Consider the following 19011-nt stretch of genomic DNA (forward strand, 5'->3'; position numbering starts at 1 on the left):
ATTGTGGAGAAACACTACTTCCAGGGGCGGTGGTAAGCGCCCAGCGTGTGCTGCTGGCCTTCTGCCACCTGGTCCAGGCTGGCCATCCAGCGCGTCTTGGGCGCATAGCGGTGCGGGTAGGCCAGGCACTGGTCCATGGCCTCGCGCCAGACCTGGGTGACCTGCGCCACATACGCGGGGCTGCGCTGCCGGCCTTCGATCTTGATCGCGCGCACACCCATCTTGAGCAGCTGGGGCAGCAGCTCCAGCGTGTTGAGGCTGGTGGGCTCTTCGATGGCGTAGTAGTTCTCGTCATCCCCCACGTCGAAGCGGCCTTTGCACAGCGTGGGGTAGCCCGCGTTCTCGCCGGGCGCATAGCGGTCGATGAGCACGCCGTTCAGGCGCGACTCGCGGCCCTGCGGGGTCTCCACCCAGCGCACGGCCTTCGGCGGTGAACACACGCCGTGCGTGTTGGGCGATTCGCCCGTCGCGTACGACGACAGCGCACAGCGCCCCTCGACCATTACGCACAGACTGCCAAAACCGAACACCTCGATCTCGACCGGCGTGCGGTCGATGACCTGGCGTACCTGCTCCATCGACAGCACACGCGGGAGCACGGCGCGCACGATGCCGAACTGCTCGCGGTAGAAGTTGATGGCCTCGTAGTTGGTAGCCGAGCCCTGCACCGATAGGTGCAGGCGCAGCCGGGGATGGTGCTGCACCGCGTAGTGCATGAGGCCGGGGTCGGCCAGGATGACGGCGTCCACGCCCAGGTCCACCGCCTTGTCCAGTGCGCTGCGCCACGGCCCGGGGTTGGCCGCCTGCGGGTAGGTGTTGAGCGCCATGAAGACCTTGCAGCCGCGCGCATGCGCATGGCCAATGCCCTGGGCAATGGCCGCCTCGTCGAAGTTGAGGCCCGCAAAGTTGCGCGCGTTGGTGGCGTCGCGCAAGCCCAGGTAGACACAGTTGGCGCCGTGATCCACAGCGGCCTTCAGGGCGGGCAGGCTGCCGGCGGGGCAAACCAGTTCCATGCCAGGGCCAGCCGCCCCGGGCAAGGCGGTGGCCGTCGATTTCAAGGGATCCATCACAAGCATTCAAACGCTGGCCCCGGTGGGGAGCCACAGCACTGGGCGCCACCATACGGGGGGCTCTCCGCGCATCCGCTGATCTTCATCAACGGCAGTGCACAATGCCGGAGCAAAGCAGTCGGGTTTTGATGTGCTCCAGCCCTCCCGGCGTTCCACACTGCCCACCGGCCTTGACTTGCGTCCAGTGCCCTGCGTGCGACATCCATTTCATAAAGACGCCAAAAAGGCGCCCTCTGCTGTGAACAAGAACCTATGGTTGCTGGCCCTGTGCCAAGGCCTTTTCCTCACCAACAACGTCGTCTTCATCGCCATCAACGGCCTGGTGGGCCTGCAGCTGGCGCCCTTTGGCTGGATGGCCACGCTGCCGGTGATGGGCTACGTGGTGGGCGGTGCGCTGTCCACGCCCCTGGTGGCCAGGACGCAGATGCGCTGGGGCCGCAAGGTGTCGTTCCAGATCGGGCTGGCCGTGGCCGTCGTGTCGGCTGCGCTGTGTGCCTGGGCCGCGTTCAGCGCCAGCTTCTGGCTGCTGTGCACGGCCACGGTGGTGGCGGGCTACTACAGCGCCAATGGCGGGCTGTACCGCTTTGCGGCCGCCGAGCTGGCGGCGCCGGACTACCGCGAGAAGGCGGTGTCGCTGGTGCTGGCTGGTGGCCTGCTGGGCGCCGTGGCGGGCCCCAACCTGGCCAGCGCCACGCGCACGCTGTTCCCGGTGCCGTTTGCGGGCGCGTACATCGCGCTCATCGGCGTGGCACTGTTGTCCATGCTGTGCATGGCGGCGATCCGCTTCGAGACGCAGTCCGTGGTGCTCAATGCGGCGGGGCAGCGCGAGCAAGGGCGCCCGCTCAAGGTGCTGATGCGCCAGCCTGCCTTCATCGTGGCCATTGTGGGTGCCGCGTTGGGCTATGGGGTGATGAACCTGCTGATGGCGGCCACGCCGCTGGCCATGCAGGTGTGTGGCTTTGACTTTGATGCCTCGGCACTGGTGCTGGAGTGGCATGTGATTGGCATGTTCGCTCCCGGCTTTGTCACTGGCCACCTCATCAAGCGGTTTGGTGTGCTGCCCATCATGGGCACGGGGGTGTTGCTCAACCTGGCGTGTGTTGCGGTGGCGCTGATGGGCGTGGAGCTGCACCACTTTGGCATTGCGCTGTTCTTCCTGGGCGTGGGCTGGAACTTCCTGTTCACCGGCTCCACCACGCTGGCCATGACGGCCTACCGCCCCGAGGAAAAAGACCGCGCCCAGGCGGCCATCAACTTCTGCGTGTACGCCACGCTGGCGCTGAGCGCGTTCTCGTCGGGCGTGCTGGTCACCACACAGGGCTGGACGCTGCTGAATGCCGGATCGCTGGTGCCCATTGTGGTGACGGGGCTGGCGCTGGCCTGGCTGGGCCTACAACGCCAGCGTGTTTCAAGCGGTGCCTGAAGACCGGTCTGCCACAGCACCTTCGGCCTGCGCCGTGGTGCGCAGCCACTGTGCAAAGGCCGCCACCGCAGGGTCTTCCAGGCGCCCCGGCGCCACAAAGAGGCTGTAGCCCCGCGCACCGCTGTCGTGGTGCGGGTGGGCCAGCACCAGCTCGCCCGATTGCAGTTCGCGCTCCACAAAATACCGGGGCACCAGGCCAATACCCAGATCGGCGCGCACCGCCTCCACCAGCATCGAGAACAGATCAAAGCGGTGGCCGCCCAGGGTGTGGGCCGGCACGCGCGTGATGCCCGCGCGGCCCAGCCAGTCGTCCCACGCCCCCAGGCGGGAGCTGAGCTGCAACAGCGGCACGGCCCGGAAGTCGCCGCGCTCTGTCGCACGCCGGTGGCGCGACTGCGGTGCACACACGGCCACGCAGACCTCGGGCATCAGGGGCGCTGGCACCACACCGGGCCAGGCCGCGTCGTCATATTGCACGGCCACGTCGAACGGTATCTCCGCCATGTAGATCTGCGTGGGGTACACCTGCAGGTGCAGGCTGCAGCCTTTGTGCTGTGCAAGGAAGGCCGGCAGACGGGGCAGCAGCCAGCGCTCGGCAAACACCGGCACGCAGCCCACCAGCAGACGCGCGCCATCGGGCCGCTGGGCCATGGCTTCGAGGGTGTGGTTCTGCAGCCGCAGCAGGTCGCCCACAATCTGCGCGTGGTAGTGGCGGCCCACGTCGGTGAGGGTGGAGCCGCGTGCGCCGCGCTGCACCAGCTGCAGGCCCAGCTGGCCCTCCAGCAGGCGCAGCTGCTGGCTCACGGCGCTGTGGGTGAGGCAGAGTTCTTCGGCGGCCTTGCTCACGCCGTGGTGGCGCGCCACAGCATCAAAAACAAGCAGGGCACGGGTGCTGGGGATGTGTTTGCGCATGTAAGAAAAACTGTCGGCTCGGCAGATTAAAGCAGACCCCAGGGGCCGGGTTCGGTCCAACAATTGCATGGCACTGCATGCCGGCCCGCGGCTCCATCCACGATGGCTGGACAGGCCGGTCGCTCCTTCCGTTTGTGTTCGTGTTTCGCTGGATCACCATGACTCTCCCTCTCCATACCTTCCGTGCCACAGCCCTTGCGGGTGCCATGGCCCTCGCCTGCGCCGCCTTGCTGCCCTCTGCAGCCTATGCACAGTTCGGCGCCGTGGCGCCCACGCCCACCACGCTGCGTCCCGCCGTGGACAAGGCCTACGGCCAGCTGATGGCCGCACCCCAGATCCTGCAGCTGCTCGACGCCGTGAAGGCCGACCACGACCGCGCCACCGAAGACCTGCGCATGCTCACCGAGATCGAGGCGCCGCCGTTCAAGGAACAAAAGCGTGCCGAAGCCTTCCTGGCCCGGCTCCAGGCCCTCGGCCTGACCAATGCCGCCATCGATGCCGAAGGCAATGTGGTGGGCGTGCGCAAGGGCACGGGCAACGGGCCCAAGCTGGTCATCTCGGCCCACCTGGACACCGTGTTCCCCTCCGGCACCGACGTGAAGGTGAAGGAGCGCGACGGCAAGCTGTATGCGCCCGGCATCTCCGACAACACGCGCGGACTGGCCGTGCTGCTGTCGTGGCTCAAGGTGCTGAACGACCAGAAGATCGCCACCGTGGGCGACCTGGTGTTTGTGGGCAATGTGGGCGAGGAAGAGCTGGGCAACCTGCGCGGCATGAAGCACCTGTTCAAGGAACACCTCGACATCGACGGCATGGTGGCGCTGGAGCCAGCGCCCGATGGCACGGTGCTGGTGCTGGGCACGGGCAGCCACCGCCACGAGGTGACCTTCAAGGGCCCGGGCGGCCACAGCTACGCCGCGTTCGGCGAGGTGCCCAGCGCCATCCACGGCATGGGCCGCGCCATTGCCAAGATCGCCGAGATCCGCACCCCCAAGAGCCCCAAGACCACCTTCACCGTGGGCACCGTGGGCGGCGGCACGTCCGTCAACACCATCGCGCCGGATGCGCGCATGGCGGTGGACATCCGCTCCGACGAGATGGCCCCGCTGCTGGCCACTGAAAAGCAGGTGCTGGCCGCCGTGGACAGCGCCGTGACCGAAGAGAACGCACGCTGGGGCGTGAACACGCTGAGCGCATCGACCAAGCTCATCGGCGACCGGCCCGGTGGCCGCACCGCCGCCGACGCGTTGATCGTCGAGGCCGCCGTGCGCGCCAACACGGCCTTTGGTCGCAAGACGGTGCTGGCCGGTGCCAGCACCGATGCCAACGTGCCCATGGCGCTGGGCATCCCCGCCATCGTGATCGGGGGCGGCGGCAAGACGGGCGGCTTCCACGCACTGTCGGAGTGGATCGACCTGACGGATGCCTGGAAGGGCGCGCAGACATCGTTGGTCACGGTGCTGGGGCTGGTGGGGGTACAAGGTGTGAGTGCGCCGCTGCTCGACAAGCGCCCCCCCCGCACCAAGTAGTGGCGCGGCACCCCAGCGGCGTCACCCCGTTCACGATTGTTGACACGAAGGCGCCGCCGAGGTGCGTACCATGGATGGTTCCGTCCGGGCTGGCGCACTGCTGCCCTTCATTCCTCTACAGGAGAACACCATGGGTTTGCTCGATTCCGTTCTGGGTGCCGTCATCAACAACGCGTCGCAAGGCGGCAGTGGCGCCGCTGCGGCGGGTGGGGCCGGTGGTGGCCTGGGAGGGCTGATCAGCCTGGCCGCACAAAACCCGCAGCTGGTGCAGGCCGTGATGTCCCTGATCAGCAACGATGGCCCGGTGGGCGGCCTGCCGGGGCTGATGGCCAAGTTCCAGCAAGCCGGGCTGGGCAACGTGATTGCGTCGTGGCTGAGCGCTGGGCCCAACCAGGCGATCTCGGGTGAGCAGCTGTCGCAGGTGTTGGGCAGCGGCCCCCTGTCGCAGATGGCCGCGCAACTGGGTGTGGCCCCCGGTGCAGCCGCCGGGCAGCTGGCCCAGGTGTTGCCGGGCCTGGTCGACCACCTGAGCCCCCAGGGCCAGGCGCCCCATGGCGGGTTTGGCAATGCTAACGATCTACTGGGGATGCTGGGCGGATTGCTTCAAAAGTGATAGCTGCCAGCACTTGATTTGAAAGCACTGGCAGCTATTTTCATCACCACCCTGCGCCCTCGGCGGGGCCAGCGCGTTACCGCTGCAAACAACTCAGAGGACTGCTCACAAAAATTCCCACGGGTGTGCCCCTAGCATCGCGGGCGCCGTGCAAGGCGAGCCCATTGGCAAGCATTGCGGCACACACAACAACACACGACCGAGGGAATTTTCAGCATGAACGAAGGCACTCCATTTGCAACGCCCCAAGCGGCATCGGCCGCAGCCAGTGGCACCCCCACGGCGGTGCCCACCGACTTGCCCAAAGTCTGGCAAAAACGCTTTGCACTGATAGAACGGGCGGGGGGACTCAAGCTCACCAAGCTCAAGGACCTGAGCTTCTTTGAGCGCACGGCGTGCACCTTCAACCTGCTGGCGGGCCTGTTCGGCCCGTTTTATTACATCGCCAAGGGCATGTGGAAAAAGGGCTTGGCGTACTGGGGGCTGGGCATTGCGGGCATCCTGCTGCTGGAAACGCTGGTGACGGTGGCGGGCTTTGGGCACCTGCTGAGCCGGGTGCACTACACCGGCGCATGGGTCGCCCTGTTTGCCATGATGGCCAACCGCGACTACTACAAGAAGGTCATGCTGGGCGACAACGGCTGGCTGTGACACCCGGCCCCCAACCCACAACCCCCAGCCGCGCCGCACAACACTGCATTCGCTGGGCCTGGGGGGCTGCCCTGGTGACGTTTGCACTCACCGCAGCCAACACGACCGGTGCCGCACTGGGTTCCAACGGGGTGACGTTCACCCCGTGGATGTGGCTGGACGTAGGTATCTGCGGGGTGCTGGCGTGGGGCATCTACCGCCGCAGCCGCATCGCCGCCGTGCTCATGTTCGTGTACTTCACCGCCGCCAAGGTGCTGTGGGTGTGGAATGACCTGGAGATGCGGGACGAACCCGGCTGGAGTGATTTTCTGGACAGCCTGGACACCTGTACCAGCGGCGGCCTGCTGATGGCCGCGGTGCTGCTGGTGGTGTACGCGCTGGGCGTCTATGGCACTGTCGTCCACCACAGGCGGTTGCGCCGGTCCGTACTACCGGCGCTATCTCCATCATGTCAAAAATGATAGCTACTAACGCATGATGCACTAGCGCTTGAAGGCCTTTTTATCCAAAAAATGGCCCGTACGCCTAGGCCACCACGGGACAGCGCCGCACCAGCCACTGCCGCAGCAGGTCGAACACCGGCTTCGCCAGCTCGGGGCTTTCGTTGAACAGCTCATGGAACAGGGGTTCAAAGCAGTGCGACTGCACCACGGCCTGGGGTGCACCGGCCGCAAAGGCACGGCTGCCTGCGGGGTTGACCAGCTTGTCGCTGCCCGCCCACATCAGCAGCGTGGGCACACTCCAGTGCGCAGCGCGGGCCACGGTGGCGGGGCCACCCTCGGCAATGAAGCGGGCCAGGCGGGCACTGATGCGGTCGTGGCACAGCGGATCGGCCAGGTAGGCCGCCACCACGGCGCTGTCATGCGAAAGGTACTGTGCGTCCAGCCCATTGCCCACGCGCAGGTTGGGCGCGATGCGCGGCAGCGTGGCAAGCAGCAGTTTTTGCACGGCGCCCAGGCCGGCATCGAGTGCGGGGGAGGACAGCACCAGTGCATCCACCGGCCGCAGGTGCAGGGACACAAACCGCGAGGCCACCAAGCCGCCCATGCTGTGGCCCAGTAGCACCAGGGGTTGCCCTGCCGGCATGCGGGCGCGGATGGCGTCCACCAGGTCCGCCAGATCGTCCAGCAGGCGCATGTCCGACGTGAGCCCGCCGCGCGGCCCGGCCGATTCGCCATGGCCGTATTGGTCATAGCCCCGCACCGCAAATCCCCAGTCGTTGAGGCGGCGGGCCAGCGCGTCGTAGCGGCCCACATGCTCGCCCAGGCCGTGCACCAGCAACACCGTCCCCCGGCAGGGCTCGCCCTGCGGCAAGGGCCAGTCCTGCACGGCCAGGTTCTCGCCGTCGCTGGCGGTGAAGGTGGTCAGGGTGGAGGGCGCAAGTTCTTCGTCGTTGAGGGTCATGGTGAAAGGGCTGGCACGGACTAGGGAACAGAACGCGGATCAGGCGGGGCGCAATACCGGGGATGCCGAGTAAGGGCCGCCCCGCAGTGAGGGCATCGTCCCCCTTCCCGAAGTCGCGCAGCGATTTCGAGAGAAGGGGAAGGCGCGCAGCGACTCAGGGGGTTGTACCCGAGCTTTTGGCCATGGCGGCCATCACATGCGCCACGGAGGCGGTGAGGCGCTTGGCATAGGGCACGTGCAAAAACTCGTTGGGGCCGTGCGCGTTGCTCTTGGGGCCCAGCACGCCGCACACCATCATCTGCGCGGTGGGGAAGCCTTCGCTGAGCATGTTCATGAGCGGGATGGTGCCGCCCTGGCCGATGTAGCCGCAGGGTGCGCCAAAGTGCGCCTGCGAGGCTTCGTTGAGCGCCTGCTCGAACCAGGGTGTGGTGGCCGGGGCATTCCAGCCCGTGGCACCGCCGCCGCTCTGGAAGGTGACCTTGGCCTGGTAGGGCGCGTTGTCTTCCAGCAGCGCCTTCAGGTCCTGCACGGCTTGCGCGGCGTCCACCAGCGGGGGCAGGCGCAGGCTGAGCTTGAAGGCGGTGTAGGGCCGCAGCACGTTGCCCGCGTCCTGCAGCGCCGGGAAGCCCTCGGCACCGGTGACGCTGAGCGTGGGCTCCCAGGTGCGCTTGAGCAATGCCTGCACCGGGTCGGTGGTGGTGGGCAGTGCAAACGTGGTGGAGCCGCCGCAGTCGTAGTGCGCCCAGGGGAAGCGGCGGTACACCTCTTCGCCCAGGATGGCCGCCGTGGCGCGGGCCTGGGCCAGCCGGTCGGCGGGCACTTCGCAATGGAAGCTCTGGGGCAGCAGGCGGCCGGTGGCGCTGTCTTCCAGCCGGTCGAGCACCTGCCGCATGATGCGGAAGGACGAGGGCACCAGGCCCGAGGCGTCGCCCGAGTGGATGCCCTCGGTGAGGATCTCGACCTTGAGCGTGCCGCTGGCCATGCCGCGCAGGCTGGTGGTGAGCCACAGCTGGTCGTAGTTGCCGGCGCCCGAGTCCAGGCACACGACCAGCGCCACGCTGCCCATGCGGGGCTTCAATGCATCGATGTAGGGCAGCAGGTCGCGCGAGCCGCTTTCCTCGCAGGTTTCAATGAGGCCCACGATGCGCGGATGGGGCACGTTCTGGCGCTTGAGTTCCTGCACCGCAGCGATGCTGGCGTACACCGCATAGCCGTCGTCGGCGCCGCCCCGGCCGTAGAGCTTGCCGTCTTCGTACTTGGGCGTCCAGGGACCCAGGTCGCTGCGCCAGCCGGAGAACTCGGGCTGCTTGTCCAGGTGGCCGTACATGAGCACGGTGTCGGTGGCGCCGGGCTGGGTGGCGGCGATCTCGAAGAACAGCACCGGGGTGCGGTCTTCCAGGCGCACGATTTCGAGCGTCAGGCCCTCTACCTTTTGCGACTCCACCCAGGCGGCGGCGTTGCGCACCACGGCGTCAAGCAAGCCCAACTCGGCCCAGTCGGCCGCGAACGTGGGGGACTTGGCAGGGATGGCGATGTAGTCGGTGAGCTGGCGAACAATGTCGCTGTCCCAGGCCTGGCTGACACGCTGCAGGGCAAGCTCAGGCTGAAGGACTTGGGAGGGCACGCGGGCGTTCATGGTGGGGCTCCTGAAGGCGGAAGGTGATCAATCCGCCATTCCAACACAACCCCCCGCCGGGCGCCATCGATCAATACAGAGACTCGGGCATGGTCTCGGGATTGGCCTGGGCCGCCAGCTGGGCGCTGGGGCGGCGCAAGCCCGTGGCCACCTCGACGCGGTTGCGGCCGTTGTTCTTGGCCTGGTACAGCGCGCGGTCGGCGGCAGCAATCAGCATGTCCCAGCTGTCGCCCGACTCCAGCCGCCCGCCAAACACGCCAATGCTCACCGTGACCGCAATGCCGGGGCCGGGTACGCCATCGGCGGGGCAGCGGGACTCCTCGACCGCCTTGCACAGCTCGCGCGCCAGTTGCTCGGCGCCCGTGAGGCCGGTGTCGGGCAGCAGCACCATGAACTCCTCGCCCCCGTAGCGGCCCACCAGGTCCTGCGCACGCACGCGCTGGCGCAGCACATTGACCACGCTGCACAACACGCGGTCCCCCGCCGGATGGCCGTACTGGTCGTTCACGTCCTTGAAGTGGTCGATGTCCACCATCATCAGCGCCATGGGCTCGCGCATGCGCTGGGCACGGGCCACGTCGCGGTCCAGCGCGGCGATCAGCGAGCGGCGGTTGGCCACGCCGGTGAGCGGGTCCAGCGCGGCCAGCACGCGGTTGTTTTCGTCGGCCCGGTCGCGCGACATGAACACAAAACCCACCGAGCTGACGAGCACCACCGAGAAGGTGGCCAGAAAGGTCAGCGTTTGCAGCGCACTGCTTTGCAGGATGTTCGTGGCCTCGGTATGCGTGCTGATGGCTACCAATGCACGGCCCCCCAGCACCACGGCCTCCAGCAACAGGCCCGCCACCAGCAGCCATTGCCCGCGCCCCACGGTGGCATGCCGGTGCGACAGCGCTGCCAGCAGCGCCCACACGGCTTGCAGCCCGATGACCAGCCCGACAAAACTCACCCGCGCCGGAAAGTTGTCGATGAACACCGAGACAAAAACCAGCACCAGCAGCGGTGGTGCCAGCAGCAGGGGCCAGCGCACGGGGCGCCCCTGGAACTGATAGACCGCTGCGATCATGCCCACGAACACACTGGACAACATCAGGTTGCCGACCACGATGGACAACACATCGGGAATCAGGCCGCGCAGCATGATCAGCAGGTGGCCGATGGCGTTGACCAGCAGGGCCGCCGCCCAGCGGCCCAGGCCATCGCGCCGCCGGCCCCAGCCCACCACGGCCATGGAGGCCGCCATCATGAGGGAGCTGGCAATGATCATTGCCAGCATGGTGGGGACGTGGGCGGCCATGGATGCAGGTGGGCGGGGGAGTGAAAGGAATCAGACCAGCATAAACCAAGGGCCACAGACCGCAAACCGCCGGATGACCACCCCCACCGTTCGTGCGCCCTATTGCAGCTGGGCGGGCGCCCGGGCTCCGCTGCCGGGCGCGTGCTGTCCCTCGCCGTCGCCGGTCTGCGCCATGGGCGCAGCCAGGGCCTCGCGCGCCGAGTAACCCAGGCCACCGTGGGTCGCCGTGCCGTCGCCCCGCGAGAGTTTGAACACCTGTACCGCCCCGGCCAGCCGCGTGGCCTGCTCGCGCAGGCTTTGCGCAGCGGCGGCCGATTGCTCCACCAGCGCGGCGTTCTGCTGCGTCATCTGGTCGAGCTGGTTGACGGCGGTGTTGACCTGGCCGATGCCGTCGGACTGTTCGGTCGAGGCTGCGGTGATCTCGCCAATGATGTCGCCCACCCGTTTGACCGAACCCACGATCTCGTCCATGGTGCTGCCCGCGTTCTGCACCAGGCGCGCGCCCGATTCCACCCGCTCCACCGACGCACCAATCAGCGCCTTGATCTCGCGCGCCGCCTCGGCGCTGCGCCCGGCCAGGTTGCGCACTTCGCTGGCCACCACGGCAAAACCCCGGCCCTGTTCACCCGCGCGGGCGGCTTCCACCGCAGCGTTGAGCGCGAGGATGTTGGTCTGGAACGCGATCGAATCGATCACGCCGATGATGTCGGCGATCTTGCGCGAGCTCTGGTTGATGTCGCCCATGGTGGTGACCACCTCGCCCACCACCTGGCCGCCGCGCGCAGCCACTTCGGCGGCGGTGCTGGCCAGCTGGTTGGCCTGGCGCGCGGCGTCGGCCGACTGGCGCACAGTGGAGGTCAGGTGCTCCATGCTTTGTGCGGTCTGCGCCAGGCTGCTGGCCGTGGCCTCGGTGCGGGCCGACAGGTCCTGGTTGCCGCTGGCAATCTCGGCGCTGGCGGTGGTGATGCTGTCCACGGCATTGCGCACCTGCTGCAGCATCTGCGTATAGCGCTGGCGCATGCCCTCCACCTCCTGCACCAGCGCGCCGATCTCGTCGCGCCGCGTGGTGTGGAAGGCCTCGGTCAGGTCGCCCTGCGCGACCAGCGTGATGGCCTGGGTCAGGTCCTGCAGCGGGCGGCTCACGCCCCGGCGCAGCATGACAAACAGGCCGATGGCCAGCAGCACCACGGCCACGGCCATCAGGCCCCAGACTGCCAGCGTGACGCGCCGCTGGCTGGCCATGGCCTCGCCGTCGGCCACTTCGGCCACCACCCACCAGCCGCCACCGGTCTTGCGCACCAGGGCCCAGGGGTTCTCGGCGCCGGTGCCCAGCACGTCCGCGGCCTCGCGCACAAAGCCGTCCTGCGATGCGGCCAGCGCTTCAAAGAAGGGGCGCGCCTGCGGGTAGACCTCCAGCACGCGCTTGCCGCGCGCTGTGGGGTGGTACACAAATACGGCCTGGTCCAGCGAGGTGCCAGGGTTGATCACATAGGTGCCGCCGTGTTCGAAGAACTTCGTCTGCGCCACCTGTTTTTGCAGCATGGCGTGGAACACGCTGATGTCATTGCCGATGAACAGCAGCGCAATGACCTTGCCCGAGGCGTCCTTGGCGGGCAGGTAGTGGCCCATGAAGGGCTTGCCGTTCACCACCGTGACGCCAGTAAAAGGCTCGCCCGTGGACACCGTGGCGTAGGCCGGGTCGGTGCGGCCAAGCGGCGTGCCCATCTGGCGCTCGCCCTTGTCGTTCTTGACCGAGGTGGTGATGCGGATGAAATCGTCGCCCTTCTTGGCGAACACGGTGGCAATGCCGCCCGTCTCGCTGGCGAATTTGTCGACCGAGCCATAGTCCTCGTTGACCAGCGCGCCGTAGCTGCGCAGCTCGCCCGAGGCTTCGTCGAGCTGCATGGTGGCCTCGAAGTAGCGCTGAAAGCCCTTCATGGTCAGCTGCACCAGCTCGCGGTTGGTGTTGTCGGCCGCGTCCAGCGACTGCGCCACGCTCTGCGCCGTGTCGCCCACGCTGGCCACCACCTGGGCACGGGTGCTGCGCTCGGTCAGTACGGCAATCGCCAGCCCCACCAGCACCAGCACCAAGGCCACCAGCGCAATGGCGGTCAACGTGACCTGGCGCGCGACGGATCGGTTGTTGGCAAGGGATGCGGGCATGCGGGGTGTCTCCTGGAATGGAATGCGAAAAGCCGGCTGGGCCGCTCTGCATTCACTCTAAGCCCAGCACCTTGTTACATTTATTCACGCATTCCCTTACGCATTCGCGCGTACTGGAGCTGGCCCGCGAAACGATTTAGGCCGGGTGCTGGGGGCCGTTGCGCAGGGCAAGGTCCCGCCAGCCAAGCCCCTGCGATGTCCCTGCCGACGGGCTGTATTCGCAACCCACCCAGCCCGTGTAGCCCAGGGCGTCGAGGGTGTCGAGCAGGAACGGGTAGTGCAGCTCGCCCCGGTCGGGCTCGTTGCGCGCGGGCACACCCGCCACCTGGATGTGGGCCACGCGGCCCGTGGGCAGGTAACGCTGCAGCTTGCCGTGCAGGTCGCCCTCCACCAGCTGGCAGTGGTACAGGTCCATCAGCACCTTCAGGTGGGGCACCTGGGCCGCGTCGAGCAGCTCGTGCGCATGGTCCTGCCGGTTCAGAAAATAACGCGGCACGTCGCGCAGGTTGGTGGGCTCGATGAGGAGGTCACACCCTGCACGCGCGGCCTGCTCTGCCGCCCAGCGCAGGTTGCCCACGCACAGGGCCTTGAGCGACTCGCGCTCCACCCCCGGCGGCACGGTGCCGCACAGCAGGTTGATGAACGGGCAGCGCAGTTGCTCGGCATACCGCAGGGCCTCCAGCACTCCGGCGCGAAACTCCGCCTCCCGACCCGGCTGCGCGGCGAGGCCCCGTGCGCCCTGGTCCCAGGCGTGGGCCATGTCGGTGGGCTTGAACCCGCCCGCCGGGGCGTTGAACAGCACCAGCTGCAGGCCGTTGTCCTGTAGCCGGGCAGCGATCTCGCGGGGATCGAAAGCGTAGGGGAAGTGCAGTTCCACCGCCCGGAACCCGTCGTGCGCCGCAGCCGCAAAACGGTCGAGCAAGGGCAGCTCGGTGTACATCAGGCTCAGGTGGGCGGCAAACTGGGGCATGGGGGCAGTGCGAAGGGGCAACTTCAAAGCGCCGCAGCTTATCGTGTAGCCAACGAGCCCATTGCCCGCCCAGAGCGCCGTGGAGTCTGAATTTGTGCCAAATTCGCCTCTAGCGCTAGTTTCATATGCCTTTACAGCTATATATTTTATAGCAATCTCAGGATCACCCATGCGCATCGGAGAACTCGCCCAACGCACCGGCACCACGCCCAAGGCCATACGGCTGTATGAGTCACGGGGCCTGCTGGGCACGGTGGCGCGCGCAGGCAGCTACCGCCACTATGGCGAGGCCGATGTAGCCCGCGTGTTGCTGATCCGCCAGGCCCAGGCGCTGGGTTTTCGGCTGTCGGAGCTGGATGGCCTGCCCCACATCGACACCGCTGCAGGCTGGGAACGCATGGCCCAGCTGGTGGCCGGGCGGCGGGCCGCCGTGGCGCAGGAGCTGGCGCGCCTGTCAGCGCTGGACGCGCAGCTGGCGCTGTTGGAAGCCGAGCTGCACACCTGCGACACGCTGGCCGTGCCCGTGGCACCCGAAGCCTGCGCTGCGCCCTCCACACTGGCGGTGGCACCTCCAGCGCACAACCCCGCGCAATTTGGTGCAGCTACCAAGGCGGGCGCTGCGAGATTCACCGCGACTTGACCTGACCGCTTGACTCTGCCCCGTGGGGCAGGGTGACCATGGCGCCATCAACAACACCGTGATGGAGCGTCTGTGGCAGAGCAACAAAACATTCTGGTCATCCTGGGCCACCCCACCGCCGAGAGCCTGTGCGCAGGCATGGCACGTGCCTATGCCGAGGGCGCCAGGCGCGCAGGGGCGCAGGTGCGGTTTCTGGACGTGGGGCAGCTCGTTTTCAACCCCTTGTTTCAGGGCTATGGCGCTGCCCAGCCGCTGGAACCCGATTTGCTGGCCGCGCAGGCCGACATCACCTGGGCGCACCATCTGGTGTGGGTCTATCCGATCTGGTGGGGCGCCATGCCCGCGCTGCTCAAGGGTTTTATCGACCGCGTGCAGCTGCCCGGCTATGCCTTCAAGTACCGCAAAGGCTCATCACTGTGGGACAAGCTGCTGGCCGGCCGATCGGCCGAGCTGCTGGTGACCATGGACTCGCCGCCCTGGTACTTCCGCTGGGTCACGCGCATGCCGGGGCACCACCAGATGAAGAAGGCCATTCTGGAATTCTGCGGCATCCGGCCCGTGCAGGTGCACAGCTTTGGCCCCGTGCGCAGCGCCAGCGCCGACCGGCTAGCACTGTGGGTGGAAAAGGCGCGGCAACTGGGGTTGCGCCAGGGCGCGCGTTCCGCACCGGGCAAACCGCGCCCGGCACCTGTTACTTCGTCGCCTTCGCCGTGAAGGCCTGCACTGCAGCACGGCCCACCGCCGAGTCGTCGGTGAAGAAGCCGTCGATGCGCGCGCGCAGGTAGGCCGTGATCTCGGCCACGCTGTCGCCGCGCACGATGCCATCAGTGATCGGCGCCTTCTTCAGACCAGCGGGCAGGAAGGCGTTTTCGGGACGCAGCGTCCAGATATGCACCGCCAGCCCGGCGGCATGGGCCTGCGCGACCAGCGGCGTGGGCTCGCCGGGCACACCGTCCTTCACCGGCACCACCAGGGTCTTGAATGGCCCAATGGCGTTGGCGTAAGTGGCTACCTGCTGCAGGCCCTCGGGCGTGATCAGGTCGGCATAAGCGCGTGTGTTGGCCGCGCCCTGCGCCACAAAGTCATACGGCCGGCCCGAAGGGGCGACCAGCTGCACCAGGCGCACGCTGCTGAGCTTGCGGATCGCCTGCAGGTTGCTGACCTCGAACGACTGCACGAACACGGGCGCGTCCTTGTGGTTCCAGCCGTTCTTCTCCAGCACGGCCAGCAGCGGCGCCTCCAGCGGCAGGCCGATGGACTGGAAGTAGGTGGGGTGTTTGGTCTCGGGGTAGATGCCGATGGTGCGACCGGTCTTGGCCGTGGCCGCCTTGGCCAGGTCGATCACTTCCTGCAAGGTGGGCACCTCGAACTGGCCGTTGTAGGCCACGTTGGCCGGGCGCTGTGCAGGGATGCGTTCGCGGGCGCGCAGGGTTTTGAGCTCGGCCAGCGTGAAGTCTTCGGTGAACCAGCCGGTGATGGCCTGGCCGTCGATGGTCTTGGTGGTTTTGCGGCCCGCAAACTCGGGGCGGTCCACCACGTCGGTGGTGGCTTCCTTCACAGAGCCATCGGGGCCCAGGATGGCGATGGCGTTCTCGTGCCGCGCCACCAGCACGCCGTCCTTGGTGATGACCAGGTCGGGCTCGATGATGTCGGCGCCGTCGTCAATGGCCTTCTGGTACGCGGCGAGCGTGTGCTCCGGCCGCAGGGCCGATGCGCCCCGGTGGGCAATGACGGTGGGGGTGGGCGGCCAGGCCTGGGCGACGGCGCCCAGCGCCCAGGTGGTCAACAGCGCGGCAGCGGTCACGGCGCGCAGTGCAATGCGTTTCATGCGGGTCTCCTACAAACGGAGCCCGCACCTTAGCCGATGCGGTTGACAGCGGCGTGTCGCCGGGGCGTACACCCCGGTAAGCGCTACGCGTGTTCGAAGTGGAAGACGGCCGTGCCCGCGCGCGCATTGGGCAGCCAGCGCACTTCCTGTCCATCCTGCAGGCCGAAGGCATCCAGGATGCGCAGGCTGTTCTTGGTGGCCAGCACTTCGAAGTCCTTGTAGGTGCCCACGCGGATGTTGGGCGTGTCGTACCACTGGTAAGGCAAGCGCCGCGTCACGGGCATGCGTCCGCGCAGGATGGACAGGCGGTTGGGCCAGTGCGCAAAGTTGGGAAACGCCACCACACCCGTGCGGCCCACGCGCGCCGTTTCGCGCAGCATGGTTTCGGCATTGCGCAGGTGCTGCAGCGTGTCGATCTGCAGCACCACGTCAAAGCTGTTGTCGTCGAACATGGCCAGCCCCTCGTCGAGGTTGAGCTGGATCACATCCACTCCGCGCTGCACGCAGGCCAGCACGTTGGCGTCGTCGATCTCCACACCATAGCCGCTGCAGCCGCGCTCGCGCTGCAGGTAGTCGAGCATGGCGCCGTTGCCACAGCCCAGGTCGAGCACGCGCGAGCCGGGGGGCACCAGGCGCGCCAGGGCTTGCATCGCCGCTTTTTCGGTCATGGTTGCAACTCCTTGGCAATGCTATCGAAGTAAGAGCGCATGACGCCCATGTACCGGGCGTCATCGAGCAAAAAGGCATCGTGCCCGTGGGGCGCATCGATCTCGGCGTAGCTCACGCTGCGGCGGTTGTCGAGCAGGGCCTTCACGATCTCGCGGCTGCGCTTGGGCGAAAAGCGCCAGTCGGTGGTGAAACTCACCAGCAGGAACCTGGCCTGCGCCCGGGCCAGGGCCCGTGTGAGGTTGCCGGCATGGGTGCGCGCGGGGTCGAAGTAGTCCAGCGCCCGGGTGATGAGCAGGTAGGTGTTGGCGTCGAAGTAGTCGCTGAACTTGTCGCCCTGGTAGCGCAGGTAGCTTTCGATCTGGAACTCGATGTCCTGCGTGCTGTATTTCAGGTCGATGCCTTCACGCAGCTGACGCCCGAACTTCTCGTTCATCACGTCGTCGCTGAGGTACGTGATGTGGCCGATCATGCGGGCAATGCGCAGGCCACGCTTGGGGATCACGCCGTGGCGGTAAAAGTGGCCGCCGTGGAAGTCCGGGTCGGTCACGATGGCGCGGCGGGCGACTTCGTTGAAGGCGATGTTCTCGGCCGTGAGGTTGGGCGCACTGGCCACCACCACCGCGTGGCGCATGCGCTCGGGGTACTGCAGCGTCCAGCTGAGCGCCTGCATGCCGCCCAGGCTGCCACCCAGCACAGCCGCCAGTTGCTGGATGCCCAGACGGTCCAGCAACCGCGCCTGGGCGTTGACCCAGTCTTCCACTGTGACCACGGGGAAGTCCGCGCCATAAACCTCGCCGGTGTCCGGGTGGTGGTGCATGGGCCCGGAGGAGCCAAAACACGAGCCCAGGTTGTTCACGCCGATGACAAAGAAGCGGTCGGTGTCCACGGGCTTACCGGGGCCGATCATGTTGTCCCACCAGCCTTCGCTCTTGTCCTGCCCGGCGTACACGCCCGCCACATGGTGCGAGGCGTTGAGGGCGTGGCACACGAGCACGGCGTTCGAGCGGTCGGCATTGAGCGCGCCGTAGGTCTCAAAGACCAGGTGGTAGTCGCGGATGGACGCGCCGCTTTGCAGCGGCAGCGCATCCGGGAAATGCATGGACTGGGGTGTGGCGATGAACGACATAGTTGGAACTGGTAAGCCCTCACGTTCCACCGCTTGCACACGCCGCAAGCCCCTCGAGGAGCCGCTGTCACCGAGGGCAAAACCTCGGCAAAAAAATACCCGGCGTCGCTAAAAACGAGGCCGGGCAGGTGTGTCGGACGGGTCTTTAGCAGAATTTATAAAGCGCCCGCAAGCTGTGGCAAATCGGCGCGTCTGGCAAATATACCAAAGCAGCGCCGCGTCGCCCAGCCCGCCGCACCGATCAGGTCAGCCTGCAGACGAAAAAATCGCCAGCAGCCCCAACACCAGAAAGATGGCGGCAGACACCAGATGCACCGCGCGGATGGGCACTTTGCGCGTGATGCGCTCGCCCAGCCAGACCACGGGCGCATTGGCCAGCATCATGCCCAACGTGGTGCCCGCTACCACCCAGAGATAAGCGTTGTATTTGGCAGCCAGCATGACCGTGGCGATCTGGGTCTTGTCGCCCATCTCAGCCAGGAAGAATGCGACCACGGTGGTGCCAAACACCCCCCAGCGTGGCGATCCGTCGGCTTCGCCTTCGTCCAGCTTGTCGGGGATCAGCATCCAGACCGCCATGGCGATGAACGAGGCGCCCAAAATCCAGCGCAGCACCTGGGGGCCCAGGAAGGTGGTCACCCAGGCACCGACAGCGCCGGCCAGGCCGTGGTTGACCAGCGTGGCCACCAGGATACCCAGCACGATGGGCCAGGGTTTGCGAAAGCGTGCCGCGAGCACCAGAGCGAGCAGCTGCGTCTTGTCGCCCATCTCGGCGAGCGCGACGATGGCGGTGGAAATGAAGAAGGCTTCCATGGGGGAGGGGGTCCTATCCGGCCGGATGGGTGGAAAACGCATTGACTGCACCCCGACTCCGGCCACGTGGATCGGTTTGCAGTCAATGGTCTCGCCCAGCTCAAAAAGCCGCATACGCCATAGGTCTCAAAGAACCCAAGTGTGTTGACGCATGCCCCCGGCGCATTGCGCGGCCGGGCGGGCTACTCCCCAAAGACCCCCAGATTTTACCTTATGGTTTGCCCTGAAATTCCCCGAAAAACCACGCTGCCCCGGTGTTTTGAGCCC

At 67.0% G+C, this 19011-nt stretch carries 18 protein-coding genes and 1 riboswitch; of the genes, 7 read left to right on the forward strand and 11 right to left on the reverse strand.

The features are described from left to right. Positions 1-14 precede the first annotated feature (14 nt). Entirely contained in the window at positions 15-1067 is a 1053-nt protein-coding gene (gene ubiU / locus AC04MI_RS06530; protein ID WP_436076696.1) for a ubiquinone anaerobic biosynthesis protein UbiU, read from the reverse strand. Positions 1068-1308: 241 nt separating this feature from the next. Between ubiU and AC04MI_RS06535 the strand changes: the two genes are divergently transcribed. Further along, the gene (locus tag AC04MI_RS06535) at positions 1309-2493 is read left to right on the forward strand and encodes an MFS transporter (RefSeq protein ID WP_436076695.1); all 1185 of its coding nucleotides are present in this window, start codon (positions 1309-1311) and stop codon (positions 2491-2493) included. Here AC04MI_RS06535 and AC04MI_RS06540 read toward each other — a convergent pair. Continuing rightward, the gene (locus AC04MI_RS06540) at positions 2479-3405 is read right to left on the reverse strand and encodes a LysR family transcriptional regulator (protein ID WP_436076694.1); all 927 of its coding nucleotides are present in this window, start codon (positions 3403-3405) and stop codon (positions 2479-2481) included. The genes AC04MI_RS06535 and AC04MI_RS06540 overlap by 15 nt on opposite strands. 158 nt (positions 3406-3563) lie before the next feature. Here AC04MI_RS06540 and AC04MI_RS06545 point away from each other — a divergent pair, with 158 nt between their 5' ends. The 4 genes from AC04MI_RS06545 (at position 3564) to AC04MI_RS06560 (ending at position 6659) form a co-directional block, all read left to right on the forward strand. Further along, positions 3564-4934 (forward strand): M20/M25/M40 family metallo-hydrolase, encoded by a 1371-nt coding sequence (locus tag AC04MI_RS06545; protein ID WP_108497671.1) that lies wholly within the window; start codon positions 3564-3566, stop codon positions 4932-4934. 130 nt (positions 4935-5064) lie between these two features. Next, positions 5065-5547 (forward strand): YidB family protein, encoded by a 483-nt coding sequence (locus tag AC04MI_RS06550; RefSeq protein ID WP_116748405.1) that lies wholly within the window; start codon positions 5065-5067, stop codon positions 5545-5547. 216 nt (positions 5548-5763) lie between these two features. Further along, positions 5764-6198, forward strand: a complete 435-nt coding sequence (locus tag AC04MI_RS06555; protein WP_436076693.1) for a DUF2628 domain-containing protein — start codon at positions 5764-5766, stop codon at positions 6196-6198. 74 nt (positions 6199-6272) lie between these two features. Then, positions 6273-6659 (forward strand): hypothetical protein, encoded by a 387-nt coding sequence (locus AC04MI_RS06560; RefSeq protein WP_436076692.1) that lies wholly within the window; start codon positions 6273-6275, stop codon positions 6657-6659. A 64-nt stretch (positions 6660-6723) separates the two neighbouring features. Here the strand turns inward: AC04MI_RS06560 and AC04MI_RS06565 are convergent, their stop codons facing one another. From AC04MI_RS06565 to AC04MI_RS06585, 5 genes are all read right to left on the reverse strand, one after another. Then, positions 6724-7602, reverse strand: a complete 879-nt coding sequence (locus AC04MI_RS06565; RefSeq protein WP_436076691.1) for an alpha/beta hydrolase — start codon at positions 7600-7602, stop codon at positions 6724-6726. 154 nt (positions 7603-7756) lie between these two features. Further along, positions 7757-9238, reverse strand: coding sequence for a M20 family metallopeptidase (locus AC04MI_RS06570; protein ID WP_436076690.1), 1482 nt, complete (start codon positions 9236-9238; stop codon positions 7757-7759). Positions 9239-9308: 70 nt separating this feature from the next. Beyond that, positions 9309-10535, reverse strand: coding sequence for a GGDEF domain-containing protein (locus tag AC04MI_RS06575; RefSeq protein WP_436076689.1), 1227 nt, complete (start codon positions 10533-10535; stop codon positions 9309-9311). Between the two features lie 99 nt (positions 10536-10634). Further along, positions 10635-12698 carry a methyl-accepting chemotaxis protein gene (locus AC04MI_RS06580; RefSeq protein ID WP_436076688.1) on the reverse strand — a complete coding sequence of 688 codons (2064 nt, stop codon included), beginning with the start codon at positions 12696-12698 and terminating at the stop codon, positions 10635-10637. A 136-nt stretch (positions 12699-12834) separates the two neighbouring features. Continuing rightward, positions 12835-13668: a hydroxypyruvate isomerase family protein gene (locus tag AC04MI_RS06585; RefSeq protein WP_436076687.1), complete on the reverse strand. Its 834-nt coding sequence runs from the start codon at positions 13666-13668 to the stop codon at positions 12835-12837. A gap of 169 nt (positions 13669-13837) precedes the next feature. On the opposite strand from AC04MI_RS06585, the gene AC04MI_RS06590 reads away from it, so the two are divergent. Beyond that, a complete protein-coding gene (locus tag AC04MI_RS06590; RefSeq protein ID WP_055402140.1) occupies positions 13838-14308 on the forward strand; it encodes a MerR family transcriptional regulator in 471 nt (156 codons plus the stop codon). A gap of 72 nt (positions 14309-14380) precedes the next feature. Further along, positions 14381-15022 (forward strand): NAD(P)H-dependent oxidoreductase, encoded by a 642-nt coding sequence (locus AC04MI_RS06595; protein ID WP_436076686.1) that lies wholly within the window; start codon positions 14381-14383, stop codon positions 15020-15022. On the opposite strand, the gene AC04MI_RS06600 is transcribed toward AC04MI_RS06595, so the two are convergent. From AC04MI_RS06600 to AC04MI_RS06615, 4 genes are all read right to left on the reverse strand, one after another. Beyond that, positions 15000-16136 carry a glycerophosphodiester phosphodiesterase gene (locus AC04MI_RS06600; protein WP_436076685.1) on the reverse strand — a complete coding sequence of 379 codons (1137 nt, stop codon included), beginning with the start codon at positions 16134-16136 and terminating at the stop codon, positions 15000-15002. The two genes, AC04MI_RS06595 and AC04MI_RS06600, sit on opposite strands and share 23 nt — an antisense overlap. Before the next feature lie 83 nt (positions 16137-16219). Next, positions 16220-16804: a methionine biosynthesis protein MetW gene (gene metW / locus AC04MI_RS06605; protein WP_055402134.1), complete on the reverse strand. Its 585-nt coding sequence runs from the start codon at positions 16802-16804 to the stop codon at positions 16220-16222. Further along, positions 16801-17931: a homoserine O-succinyltransferase MetX gene (gene metX, locus AC04MI_RS06610; RefSeq protein WP_436076684.1), complete on the reverse strand. Its 1131-nt coding sequence runs from the start codon at positions 17929-17931 to the stop codon at positions 16801-16803. Before metX ends, metW begins: the two co-directional genes overlap by 4 nt. A gap of 246 nt (positions 17932-18177) precedes the next feature. After that, entirely contained in the window at positions 18178-18744 is a 567-nt protein-coding gene (locus AC04MI_RS06615; protein WP_056056786.1) for a TMEM165/GDT1 family protein, read from the reverse strand. Positions 18745-18753: 9 nt separating this feature from the next. Beyond that, a riboswitch (yybP-ykoY riboswitch) is annotated at positions 18754-18947 on the reverse strand. Positions 18948-19011: the final 64 nt, after the last annotated feature.

This window comes from Acidovorax sp. LjRoot204 (assembly GCF_056175785.1).